Here is an 11651-nt window from a genome sequence, read left to right on the forward strand (position 1 = left end):
CCGTTGGGCGGCGTCGAGGCGCGTCAGGTGCGGTCGAGGATCTGGTCCTCGACGTCGGCGTCGGTCGTGCGCGAGCGCTTCGGCGGCGGGGGCGGCGCGTCGCCTCGCAGCTCCTCCCGCATGCCCCACCAGACCGCCACGAAGGGGAAGACCGCGAAGACGAACCACTGCAGGGCGTACGACAGGTGCGGTCCCTCGTCGAGCACCGGCCGGCTCGCGACGCGCACGTCGCCGGGCGTCCCGCCGTCCTCGCTGACCAGCAGCCCGTAGGCGGCCGTGTAGAGCGGCTCGCCCATGGACTCGGCGAGCGCCGGCAGGTTCACCGAGGCGATCTGGCCCTCGGGCGCGCCACGGCCGGGGATGTCGCCCTCGTTAGGCCGCAGCCTCGCGACCACGGTCGTCGGCCCGCCGGGCGTCGTCGGCTGGGAGACGGGTGCATCGCTGTTCGACGCCTGGTCGATCCAGCCGCGGTCGACGATGAACACGCGCCCGTCGTCGGTGCGGAAGGGCGCGATCACGTCGAAGCCGATCTCACCGCCGCGCCAGCGGCCGCGCAGCAGCAGCTGCTCGTCGAGCAGGTACTCGCCCTCGAGCACCACGGGCGTCCACTGCTGATCGGCGTCGAATGCGCCCGGGTCGGGCAGCGCATCCGTGACCGCCACCGGGGTGCGGTCGTAGTTCGTCTCGAGCCGCTCGATGGCGGCGATGGCCTCTTCGCGACGGTTCCACTGCCACACGCCGATCAGGCAGCAGACGACGGCGACCACGGTCGCCAGCGCGATGTAGCCGAGCCAGCGGCGCTGGCGGAGCAGGGCGAGCATCAGGCGACTCGCTCCACGGTCTCGCCGAACGCCGTCTCGACCACCGGGAACCCGCGCGTGCGCAGCCACGCCGCGAGCGTCTCGCGGTGCCTGTCGCAGGCGGCCCACGTCTTCACCCGCTCGACGGGGTGGATGCGGGGGTTGCGCCAGTGCAGCGCGTGCGTCGCGTCGGCGGCGCAGCCAGCCGACGAGCACGGTGTCGCTCCGCCGCCGCCGAGCATCGAGAGCAGGCTCATCGCGGCGCCTCGTCGGCGGGCGGCAGGTCGCTCGAGGGTCCGGGCGGCAGAGCGTTGGGCGACTCGAGCGGGTCGACATCGCCGTGCGTGGAGACGTTGGCGACCACGACCGCGAAGTAGGGGATGAACACCGCGAAGAAGGCGGGGATGAGCTTCCACCAGTCGGGCACGAAGAAGAAGATCACCAGGCAGGCGACCCGCACGAGCATCAGGTACAGGTACAGCCGGAAGCGCCTCTGACGATCCTCGTCAGGGGAGAGCGGGAGGTCGGTGATCGACGCGGAGCGTGCTCGCATGGCCGTCCAAGTCTACGCGCGTGCGCCTGGCATCCGCCCTGCCGACATAGGCTCGCAGGCATGACCTCTCGCACCGTCCTCGTCACCGGCGGCAACCGCGGCATCGGCCGCGCGATCGCCCAGTCCTTCCTCGACGCCGGCCACCGCGTCGCGATCACCTCGCGCGACGGCTCCGGCCCCGAGGGCGCGCTCGCCGTGGCCGCCGATGTCACCGACAGCGCCTCGATCGACGCCGCCTTCACGACCGTCGAGGCCGAGCTCGGCCCGGTCGAGGTGGTCGTCGCGAACGCCGGCATCACCCGCGACACGCTGCTGATGCGCATGAGCGAGCAGGACTTCGTCGACGTCGTCGACACGAATCTCGCCGGTGCCTTCCGGGCGGTGCAGCGCGCGTCGAAGGGCATGCTGCGCGCCAAGTGGGGTCGCGTCGTGCTCATCTCGAGCGTCGTGGGCCTCTACGGCGGCCCCGGCCAGGTCAACTACTCGGCTTCGAAGGCGGGCCTGGTGGGCATCGCGCGCTCGATCACGCGTGAGCTCGGCTCGCGGGGCATCACCGCGAACGTCGTCGCGCCGGGGTTCATCGAGACCGACATGACGGCGGAGCTCGACGAGAAGACGCAGGCGGAGTACAAGAAGTCGATCCCGGCCGGCCGCTACGCGACGCCCGAGGAGGTCGCGGACGTCGTGCGCTGGATCGCCGGCGACGAGGCCGCCTACATCTCGGGCGCCGTGATCCCGGTCGACGGCGGCCTCGGCATGGGCCACTGAGCGGGGTGCAGCCGTGGAGTCTCGCCACCTGAGCGTCGTCATCCGCCGAGACTGGCGCGAGGTCGCCGCGTTCGCTGGCAGCGACGAGCACCTGCCGGAGTGGGCAGCCGGGCTCGCCGCCGGCGAGCTGCGCCGCGAGGGCGACGAGCTCGTGGCGACGTCGCCGATGGGCGAGGTGCGGATGCGGTTCGCAGCGGCAAACGACCTCGGCGTGCTCGACCACGACGTGACCCTGCCCGACGGCCAGGTGGTGCACAACCCGCTCCGCGTGCTCGCGCATCCGCTCGGCGCCGAGGTGGTCTTCACGCTCCGGCACCTGCCCGGGGTGACGGCGGATGCGTTCGAGGCAGACGCGCAGGCGGTGGCCGCCGACCTCGAGCGGCTGAGGGCGCTGCTGGAGCAGTAGGCCAGCCGCGGCCCGCTCGACGAGCTCGACCACCGCGCGCCCGCGCTGGGGCCGGATGCTACGCGGGCAGCAGCGCGATCAGCTCGCGGAAGTCGGGCGCGTCGACCACGTGCAGCGCCTGCTCGCGCACGGCGGGCTTCGCGCAGAACGCGACCGAGATGCCTGCGGCCGCCATCATCAGCAGGTCGTTGGCGCCGTCGCCGACCGCCATGATTCGCTCTCGCGGCACGCCCAAATTCAACCGCAGCGACTCGAGCGTGTCGCGCTTGGCCGCGCCGTCGATGACCGGGCCGCTCGAGCGGCCCGTGAGTCGCCCATCCGCCACCTCGAGCCGGTTCGCGCGCGCGTGGTCGATGCCGAGCGCGGCCGCGAGCGGATCGAGCACCTCGTGGAACCCGCCGGAGACGGCGGCGATCGTGCCGCCGCGGGCGTGCACCTCGGCGATGAGGTCGGGCACCCCGTCGGTGACGGTCACCTGCTCGCGGGCGTCGTCGAGCACCGAGACGGGCAGGCCCTCGAGCATCAGCAGCCGCTCGGCGAGCGAGGCGGCGAAGTCGAGCTCGCCGCGCATCGCGCGCTCGGTGACCGCGGCGACGTGGCGCTCGGCGTCGGGTCCGACAGCGCGCGCGAGCAGCTCGATGACCTCGTCGCGGATGAGCGTGGAGTCGACGTCGGTGACGACCAGCAGCGGCGTCTGGTTGACCGCAGCCGTCACTGCAGGATCTTCGAGCCCTTCGGCACCGTGACGATGCCGGAGGCCGAGATCGAGAAGCCGCGCGCGCGGTCGGCGTCGTGGTTCACGCCCACCTGCACGCCCGGGCCGAGCTCGACGTCCTTGTCGATGATCGCGCGGCGCACGACGGCGCCGGCGCCCACGTGCACGCCGTCGAAGAGGATCGCGTCGGAGACGGTCGCGCCCGCGTCGACGATGCACCAGGGCGCGACGACGCTGCGCACGATCGAGGCGCCCTGCACGACGGAGCCCGCGCCCACGATCGCCTCGTTGACGTCAGCGGCGCGGCCCCAGGCGTCGCGGGTGAACTTCGCCGGGGGAGCGTTGACGATCTGCGTGTAGATCGGCCATTCGCGGTTGTAGAGGTTGAAGATCGGCAGTGCCGAGATGAGGTCCATGTGCGCGTCGAAGAACGACTCGATCGTGCCCACGTCGCGCCAGTAGTACTTGTCGCGCTCGGTGGCGCCGGGCACGGTGTTGTGCTTGAGGTCGTACATCGCGGCCTCGCCGCGGCCCACGAACCACGGGATGATGTCGCCGCCCATGTCGTGGTCGGAGCCCTCGATCTCGGTGTCGGTGGTGACGGCCTCGATCAGCGCATCCGCGTCGAACACGTAGTTGCCCATCGATGCGAGCACCTCGCCCGGGGCCACGATGTACTCGGATGCGTCGGCGGGCTTCTCGTGGAAGGCGCGGATGAAGCCGGGCTTGTCGTCGTCCTCCTCGATCACGCCGAACTGGTCGGCGAGCTCGATGGGCTGGCGGATGCCGGCGATGGTGGCCTTCGCGCCCGAGGCGATGTGCGCCTCGATCATGTCGCGGAAGTCCATGCGGTAGACGTGGTCGGCGCCGACCACCACGACGATGTCGGGCTTCTCGTCGATGATCAGGTTGAGCGACTGGTAGATCGCGTCGGCGCTGCCTGCGAACCAGCTCTTGCCCGTGCGCTGCTGGGCGGGCACCGAGGTGACGTAGGAGTTCAGCATGTTCGACATGCGCCACACCTGCGAGATGTGCCGGTCGAGCGAGTGCGACTTGTACTGCGTGAGCACCACGATCTGGCGCAGCCGCGAGTTGATGAGGTTCGAGATGGCGAAGTCGATCAGTCGGTAGGCACCCCCGAACGGCACCGCTGGCTTGGCGCGATCTGCGGTGAGGGGCATGAGGCGCTTGCCCTCGCCGCCGGCGAGCACGATCCCGAAGACCTTCTTGTCCATGGCCTCACCCTATGGGCGCAGCATGAGCGCTGGCCAGGAATGCTCGGCTCGCCGCAGGAGTCGCTGGCCTACAGTGATGCCATGCGCGTCGATCTGCTCACGAAGGAGTACCCGCCCGAGGTCTACGGCGGTGCCGGCGTGCACGTGACCGAGCTCGTGAAGGCGCTGCGGCGCTCGATCGAGGTGCAGGTGCGGGCGTTCGGCAAGCCCAGGACAGAGGCGGATGCGTCGTCGTACGACGTGCCGGCGGAGCTCGCGGGCGCGAACGGGGCGCTGCAGACGCTGGCCGTCGACCTGCAGATCGCCGAGGCGGTCGCCGGCACCGACCTGGTGCACTCGCACACCTGGTACGCCAACGAGGCGGGCAGGCTCGCCCAGGAGCTGCACGGCGTGCCGCATGTCGTGACCGCCCACTCGCTCGAGCCGCTGCGCCCCTGGAAGGCCGAGCAGCTCGCCGGCGGCTACCGCATCTCGAGCGACATCGAGCGGCGCGCCTACGAGGCGGCCGACCGGGTGATCGCCGTCTCGAACGGCATGCGCGCCGACATCCTGCGCTCCTACCCGGCGCTCGACCCGGAGCGCGTCGTCACCATCTACAACGGCATCGACCTCGACGCGTGGTCGCCGAACCCCGACGAGGGCCGTGCCCGCGAGCTGGGCCTCGAGCCGTCGCGGCCGTCGGTCGTGTTCGTGGGGCGCATCACGCGGCAGAAGGGGCTGCCGCACCTGCTGCGCGCGGCGAGCGCCCTGCCCGACGACGTGCAGCTGATCCTGTGCGCCGGCGCGCCCGACACGCCCGAGATCCTCGCCGAGGTGCGCGGGCTCGTCGACGAGCTGCGGACGACCCGCGAGGGCGTGGTGTGGATCGACGACGTGCTGCCCCGCGACGACCTGCGGGTGCTGCTGACGCACGCCACCACCTTCGTCTGCCCGAGCGTCTACGAGCCGCTCGGCATCGTGAACCTCGAGGCGATGGCCTGCGGCGCACCGGTGGTCGGCAGCGCCACCGGCGGCATCCCCGAGGTCATCGACGACGGCGTCACCGGCTTCCTGGTGCCGATCGAGCAGGTGCAGGACGGCACGGGCACGCCCGTCGACCCCGACCGCTACGTGGCCGACCTCGCCGACGCGCTCACCCGCATGGTCGCCGACCCCGAGGCCGCGAGGCGCATGGGCGCGGCGGGTCGCGAGCGTGCCGCCGAGCACTTCGACTGGGGCAGCATCGCCGAGCAGACCGTCGGCGTCTACGAGACGGTGATCGCCGAGCGCGCCGAGCGGGCGCGGTAGCGCGGCAGGGGTCGCCGCGCTCGGTAGGCTCGCTCCTATGGCCAGCGTCCTCGAGCTCACCGACGTCTCGTTCGTCCGCAACGGCAACCGGATCCTCGATCGCGTCGACTGGACGGTCGACGAGACCGACCGATGGGTGGTCCTCGGACCGAACGGCGCCGGCAAGTCGACGATCCTGCAGCTGGCCGCGGCCAACCAGCACCCGTCGTCCGGCACGGTCGACGTGCTGGGGGAGCGGGTCGGCAAGGTCGACGTCTTCGAGCTGCGCACCCGCATCGGGCTCGCCGCGACGGGGCTCGCCCGACGCATCCCCGGTGCCGAGCGCGTCGGCGACGTCGTGCTCACCGCCGCCTATGCCGTCACCGGCCGCTGGCGCGAGCGCTACGAGTCGTTCGACCTCGACCGGGCCGCAGAGGTGATGGACGCCTGGGAGCTGTCGCACCTGTCGACGCGCACGTTCGGCACGCTCTCCGACGGCGAGCGCAAGCGCGTGCAGATCGCCCGCGCCGTGATGACCGACCCCGAGCTGATGCTGCTCGACGAGCCGGCGGGCAGCCTCGACCTGGGCGCGCGCGAGTCGCTGCTGCAGTCGCTCGAGGAGTACGCGTCGAGCCCGCTGGCGCCGGCGATCGTGATGGTGACGCACCACGTCGAGGAGATCCCGCCGGGCTTCACGCACGGCATGCTGCTGCGCAACGGCAAAGTCGTCGCCGCAGGACGGCTCACCGAGGTGCTCACCGACGCCCACCTGACCGACACCTTCGGCCTGCCGTTGCACGTCACGCACGAGGGCGGCCGCTGGTCGGCGCGCGCGACGCGCTGACGCCTGACTCGCCCACCGACCCGACCACCTGATACAATCGTCTGTCGGCCCGTCCGCTGGCCCAGACTCTTCCGCGCTCGAGCGACCAAGGAATATCCATGAAGACTGACATCCACCCCGAGTACCACGACATCGTGTTCCGCGACCTCGCCTCCGGCGAGACGTTCCTCACGCGTTCGACGGTGACGAGCCAGAAGACGATCGAGCTCGATGGCGAGACCTACCCGGTCATCGACGTCGAGATCTCGTCGGCGTCGCACCCGTTCTACACGGGCAAGCAGCGCATCATGGACTCGGCCGGCCGCGTCGAGAAGTTCAAGAACCGCTACAAGGGCTTCGGCGGCTGATCCAGGCCCCCGCCAGTCTCGGAGTGGCGGGTTGTTGCAGTTGTGGCTCGCCACGATCGCAACAACCCGCCATTCTGCATCTGTGGGTAGACCGGAAGGGCAGCCGTGCATGAGGTGGTGCTCCCGGGCGGCGACGCCAGCGGGAGCGTCGTGCGCGTCGCGTCGACCATCCGCAAGGCGTGGACGCCAGCGACCCCCTCTGTCCACGCGTTCATGGTTGCACTCGGCAATGCCGGAGTCGATGTACCCGAGCCGCTCGGACGCGACGATCGAGGCCGTCAGATCCTGGAGCTCGTGCCCGGTCGGCTTGCGCACGAAGCCGCGCCACTGACCCGCAGCGAGCTGCATCGAGTCGGGGCGATGGTGCGCCAGATCCACGACGCGAGCCAGCTGTGCGAACCATCAGCCGCCATGCGGTGGGAGGTGGCCATCGCCGCGCCGGGAGACGAGCTGATCTGCCACAACGACCTCGCGCCGTGGAACCTGGTGATCGGAGATCGGTGGGTGTTCATCGACTGGGATGGCGCTGGCCCGAGCACACGGCTGTGGGATCTGGCCTACGCGGCACAGTCGTTCACGCTCAACGACGTCACGCAGCCCCCGGAGGTCGCAGCACCCCGACTCGCTGCGTTCGCGGACGGCTACCGCGCAGACCGTGACCTCCGCGAAGGGCTGCCGAGCGCCATGACAACTCGGGTTGCGGCGATGCACGACCTGCTCGAAGCCTCACATCGAACGGGCACGCAACCGTGGGGCGCGATGTTCGCCGACGGGCACGGCGAGCAGTGGGGAGCGGTGCGCGACTACGTCGAACGGCACGAAGCGAGCTGGGCAGCGGCGCTCAGCTGACCTTAGGCTCAGCGGCGCACCGGCCACCCGCGTCCCGCGTCGAACGTCGGGTCGGTGCGCCGGCGGAACTCCTCGAACGAGGCGGCCTGCTCGTCGGCCCAGCCGGCCGTGAGCTCGTGCAGCGAGATCGGGTCGATGCGCAGCTCGGCGAACCGGCCCGCCATCGCCTGCGCCACGCGGCCGGCGGCGATCGCGTCGGCGCTCGCGTCGTGCGCGTCGAGCAGCTCGACCCCGTAGACCTCGGTCGCCACCGTGAGGGTGCGCTTGCCGCGACGGAACCGGTCGACCTGCCGATCGAGGATCATCGGGTCGATCACCGGCCGCGCCTCGTGCGGCTCGATGCCGTGCCTGCGGCACTCCGCGTCGAGCAGCGAGAAGTCGTAGGCGGCGTTGAAGGCGCACACCGCGAGGCCCTGCGCGAGGTGAGCGGCGATCGCGTCACGGATCTCTCGGACGGAGGTGGCGGCATCCGCCCCCTCTGCCTGCGCGCGCTCGGTGGTCACGCCGTGCACCGCCGTCGACGCGGCCGGGACCTCGACCCCCGGGTCGACCAGCCAGTAGCTGCCGTCGACGACGGCGCCGGTTGCGTCGATCACGCCGACGAACGCCGTGACGATGCGCGAGGAGGCCGGGTCGATGCCGGTGGTCTCGAGGTCGAAGACCACCAGTCGGTCGATCCAGCGGTTCGGGGCGTCGGGGCTCACCTCGAGGATCGGCCGGTGCAGGGTCGGCGCGGCCTGGGCCGTCGTCGCCGGAGCCGGCGACACGGGAGCCTGCGTCACCGGAGCCGGCATCGGCGTGGTCGCGATCGGCGCTTCGAGGGAGGTCTCTTGCATGGCTCCACGCTAGCCGCGGCCACCCACAGCCGCCGGTAGGCTCGGCGGGTGCCCGTGACCTCGCCCTACCGCGCCCTGCTCGCCGCGCTGCCGCAGCGGGAGCGCGTCGTGTGGGTCGGCCGGGTGCGCACCGCGGTCTTCGAGTACGGCCCCGAGGATGCGCCGCCGATCGTGTTCGTGCACGGCTTCCGCGGCGACCACCACGGCCTCGAGCCGATCGCGGCGCACCTGCCGGGCTTCCGGGTCATCGCGCCCGACCTGCCGGGCTTCGGCGACTCGGGCGCGCTCGACGAGGCGACGATCGAGGCCTACGCCGACTGGCTGCGCGCGTTCGTCGCGAGCACCGCCCCCGGCGCTGTGGTGCTCGGCCACTCCTTCGGCTCGATCGTCGTCGCGCACGCGGCCGCGCGAGGGCTCGACGCCCCGCGCATCGTGCTCATCAACCCGATCGCGAGCCCCGCGCTGGCCGGCGGCAACCGCGTCGGCTCGCTGCTGGCGCTGGGCTACTACCGCGCCGCCGCGGCGCTGCCCGAGCCCGCTGGGCTCGCGCTGCTGGGGGCGCCGCCGATCGTGCGCGGCATGAGCGTCTTCATGGCGAAGACCCGCGACCGCGACCTCAAGCGCTGGATCCACGACCAGCACGACCGCTACTTCTCGCGCTACGCGTCACGGCAGTCGGTGCTCGAGGCGTTCGACGCGTCGATCCGCCACACGGTCGGCGAGGTCGCGGGCCGGATCGACCAGCCCGTGCAGCTCATCGCCGCCGACCGCGACGACATCACGCCCATCGCCCACCAGCACCGGCTGCGCCAGCTGTTCCCGCAGGCGCACCTGGCCGTGCTGCACGGCGTCGGCCACCTGGTGCACTACGAGCAGCCGCGCGAGGCGGCCGCGATCATCCGACGCTTCCTGGGCGAGGCTGACGGCGCCGCCACCGGGCGCCACGCCGGCGCGCCGGGGGAGCGGTGAGGATCCTCGCCGACTGCCGCTATGTGCGCCTCGAGCGCCACGACGGCATCTCGCGCTTCACCGCAGAGCTGGTCGCCGAGCTGGCCGGTGAGCACGCGGTGACCATGCTCGTCAGCGACGCGCGCCAGCTGACGATGCTCCCGGCGCTGCCGCACGTGCTCGGCCCGTCGCCCACCGGCCCGCTCGAGCCGCTCACCGCCTGGCGGCTGCGCCACGTGCCGGTCGACGTGGCCTGGTCGCCCATGCAGACGATCGGCTCGACCGGCCGCGCCTGGCCGCTCGTCACCACCGTGCACGACCTCATCTACTACCGCCACCCGACGCCGCCGCGCAGCCTGCCCGCAGCCGTGCGCGCGCTCTGGCGCGCCTACCACCTCTCGTACGCGCCGCAGCGGATGCTGCTGAACGCCGTCGACGGGGTCGTCACGATCTCCGAGACGACGCGCGCGCTCATCGCCGAGCACCGGCTGACCCGCCGGCCGGTCGCGATCGTGCGGAACGCCGCGCCGCAGCTCGGCGAGCCCGTCGCGCACGACTCCCCGCCGACGAAGCGGCTGGTCTACATGGGCTCGTTCATGCCCTACAAGGACGTCGAGACGCTCGTGCGCGCCGTCGCCCTGCTGCCCGGGCACGAGCTGCACCTGTGCAGCCGCGTCGACCCCGCGACCCGGGCCCGCCTCACGGAGCTCGCGGCAGGCGCATCCGTCGTCTTCCACGACGGCGTCACCGACGCCGAGTACGCCGACCTGCTGCGCTCGGCCACGGCCTTCGTGCACGCCTCGCACGAGGAGGGCTGGGGCATCCCGGTGCTCGAGGCGATGAGCCTCGGCGTGCCCGCGGTGATCGCCGACACGACCATCTTCCGCGAGGTCGGGGGCGACGCCGCGGTGTACTTCCCGGTCGGCGATGCGGATGCGCTCGCTCGCGCCGTGCGCTCGCTCGAGGGCAGGTGGGCGGTCGTCTCGCGCGCCTCGAGGGAGCGGGCGGCGCAGTTCAGCTGGCGCGACTCGGCCCGCGAGCTGGGCAGGTTCCTGGCCGAGGTGGCTGCGGCCTCGCGCCGCTGATCGGGCGCGCCGCTGATCGGGCCGCGCCGCGGCTCGGCCGCCCCGCCCCCCGCGTCGCAGAACGCGGAGGGATCCCGTGAGCGTGACGAATCGCGGACCGATCGTCAGCGTCTCGCGATCCGTCCGCGGTTCGCGACGCTCACCGAGCCGCGGCCCCCTCAGAACGGCGCGATGAGCGCGTCGGCGATCGCTCTCAGCGACTCGCTCGTGCCGCCCTCGACGCGCACCGCCGAGCGGGAGTCCCACTTGGTCTCGCCGCGGTTGACGATCACGATGGGCACGCCGGCACGCCGCGCCACCTCGAGCAGGCGCGTGCCCGAGTTCACGACCAGCGACGTGCCGGCCACCAGCACGATCTCGCCCGCGGCGACGATGTCGCGCGCCTTCGCGAACACCTTGGGCGGCACGATCTCGCCGAAGAACACCACGTCGGGCTTCAGCATGCCCCCGCAGACCGGGCACGGCGGCACCTCGAAGCGCTGCGACGCGTCGATCTCGACGTCGCCGTCGGGCTGCAGCCGCACCTGCTCGGGCATCTGGATCCAGGGATTCAGCTGCTCGATGAGGTCGGCGATGCGGTGGCGGTCGAAGGTGGTCGAGCACTGCAGGCAGGTGACCGTGTGCAGCTGCCCGTGCACGTGCGTGACGTTCGCCGAACCTGCCCGCTCGTGCAGGTCGTCGACGTTCTGCGTGGCGATGCCGGTGACGAGCCCGGCCTCCTCGAGCAGGGCGAGCGCCCGGTGGCCGTCGTTGGGGTGCACCGAGGCGAAGCGCTGCCAGCCCAGGTGGCTGCCCGCCCAGTAGCGTCGGCGCGCATCCTCGCTGCCCAGGAACGTGTCGAAGACCATCGGCGTGCGCGCCGGCGCACCCGCTCCGCGATAGTCGGGGATGCCCGAGTCGGTCGAGATGCCCGCGCCCGTCAGCACCGCGATGCGGCGTCCGCGGAGCAGGTCGATGGCTGTGTCGAGCACCTTCGCAACCCTAGTCGCCGATAGGCTC

The 11651-nt window shown here is 72.0% G+C and carries 15 protein-coding genes; 8 read left to right on the forward strand and 7 right to left on the reverse strand.

Features of this window, described 5'->3' with window-relative positions:
* Positions 1-23: 23 nt before the first annotated feature.
* Genes Q9250_RS04285 through Q9250_RS04295 form a run of 3 tightly spaced genes read right to left on the reverse strand, consistent with a single transcriptional unit; the run spans position 24 to position 1353 of the window.
* Positions 24-821, reverse strand: coding sequence for an SURF1 family cytochrome oxidase biogenesis protein (locus Q9250_RS04285; RefSeq protein ID WP_306233356.1), 798 nt, complete (start codon positions 819-821; stop codon positions 24-26).
* On the reverse strand, positions 821-1057 hold the full coding sequence (locus Q9250_RS04290) for a hypothetical protein (protein WP_306233357.1): 237 nt from the start codon (positions 1055-1057) through the stop codon (positions 821-823). Before Q9250_RS04290 ends, Q9250_RS04285 begins: the two co-directional genes overlap by 1 nt.
* Positions 1054-1353: a DUF3099 domain-containing protein gene (locus tag Q9250_RS04295; RefSeq protein ID WP_306233358.1), complete on the reverse strand. Its 300-nt coding sequence runs from the start codon at positions 1351-1353 to the stop codon at positions 1054-1056. Before Q9250_RS04295 ends, Q9250_RS04290 begins: the two co-directional genes overlap by 4 nt.
* 60 nt (positions 1354-1413) lie before the next feature.
* Here Q9250_RS04295 and fabG point away from each other — a divergent pair, with 60 nt between their 5' ends.
* The gene (gene fabG / locus Q9250_RS04300) at positions 1414-2121 is read left to right on the forward strand and encodes a 3-oxoacyl-ACP reductase FabG (protein ID WP_306233359.1); all 708 of its coding nucleotides are present in this window, start codon (positions 1414-1416) and stop codon (positions 2119-2121) included.
* A gap of 13 nt (positions 2122-2134) precedes the next feature.
* Positions 2135-2527, forward strand: a complete 393-nt coding sequence (locus tag Q9250_RS04305; protein WP_306233360.1) for an SRPBCC family protein — start codon at positions 2135-2137, stop codon at positions 2525-2527.
* Between the two features lie 58 nt (positions 2528-2585).
* Here Q9250_RS04305 and serB read toward each other — a convergent pair whose 3' ends face one another.
* The gene (gene serB / locus Q9250_RS04310; RefSeq protein WP_306233361.1) at positions 2586-3242 is read right to left on the reverse strand and encodes a phosphoserine phosphatase SerB; all 657 of its coding nucleotides are present in this window, start codon (positions 3240-3242) and stop codon (positions 2586-2588) included.
* A complete protein-coding gene (gene glgC / locus Q9250_RS04315) occupies positions 3239-4477 on the reverse strand; it encodes a glucose-1-phosphate adenylyltransferase (protein ID WP_306233362.1) in 1239 nt (412 codons plus the stop codon). Before glgC ends, serB begins: the two co-directional genes overlap by 4 nt.
* Positions 4478-4558: 81 nt before the next feature.
* On the opposite strand from glgC, the gene glgA reads away from it, so the two are divergent.
* From glgA to Q9250_RS04335, 4 genes are all read left to right on the forward strand, one after another.
* Positions 4559-5764, forward strand: coding sequence for a glycogen synthase (gene glgA / locus Q9250_RS04320; RefSeq protein ID WP_306233363.1), 1206 nt, complete (start codon positions 4559-4561; stop codon positions 5762-5764).
* Between the two features lie 37 nt (positions 5765-5801).
* A complete protein-coding gene (locus tag Q9250_RS04325; RefSeq protein WP_306233364.1) occupies positions 5802-6587 on the forward strand; it encodes an ABC transporter ATP-binding protein in 786 nt (261 codons plus the stop codon).
* A 98-nt stretch (positions 6588-6685) separates the two neighbouring features.
* A complete protein-coding gene (locus Q9250_RS04330) occupies positions 6686-6934 on the forward strand; it encodes a type B 50S ribosomal protein L31 (RefSeq protein WP_306233365.1) in 249 nt (82 codons plus the stop codon).
* Positions 6935-7039: 105 nt separating this feature from the next.
* Entirely contained in the window at positions 7040-7783 is a 744-nt protein-coding gene (locus tag Q9250_RS04335) for a phosphotransferase (protein ID WP_306233366.1), read from the forward strand.
* A gap of 8 nt (positions 7784-7791) precedes the next feature.
* Here the strand turns inward: Q9250_RS04335 and Q9250_RS04340 are convergent, their stop codons facing one another.
* Positions 7792-8619, reverse strand: coding sequence for an exonuclease domain-containing protein (locus tag Q9250_RS04340; protein WP_306233367.1), 828 nt, complete (start codon positions 8617-8619; stop codon positions 7792-7794).
* Between the two features lie 48 nt (positions 8620-8667).
* On the opposite strand from Q9250_RS04340, the gene Q9250_RS04345 reads away from it, so the two are divergent.
* Together Q9250_RS04345 and Q9250_RS04350 are read left to right on the forward strand one after the other, a co-directional pair.
* Positions 8668-9588, forward strand: a complete 921-nt coding sequence (locus Q9250_RS04345; RefSeq protein ID WP_306233368.1) for an alpha/beta fold hydrolase — start codon at positions 8668-8670, stop codon at positions 9586-9588.
* Positions 9585-10652 (forward strand): glycosyltransferase family 4 protein, encoded by a 1068-nt coding sequence (locus Q9250_RS04350; protein WP_306233369.1) that lies wholly within the window; start codon positions 9585-9587, stop codon positions 10650-10652. The genes Q9250_RS04345 and Q9250_RS04350 overlap by 4 nt, the downstream gene beginning before the upstream one ends.
* 158 nt (positions 10653-10810) lie before the next feature.
* On the opposite strand, the gene Q9250_RS04355 is transcribed toward Q9250_RS04350, so the two are convergent.
* On the reverse strand, positions 10811-11623 hold the full coding sequence (locus Q9250_RS04355; protein WP_306233370.1) for a Sir2 family NAD-dependent protein deacetylase: 813 nt from the start codon (positions 11621-11623) through the stop codon (positions 10811-10813).
* Between the last annotated feature and the right edge of the window lie 28 nt (positions 11624-11651).

The organism is Agrococcus beijingensis (genome assembly GCF_030758955.1).
Lineage (GTDB): Bacteria > Actinomycetota > Actinomycetes > Actinomycetales > Microbacteriaceae > Agrococcus > Agrococcus beijingensis.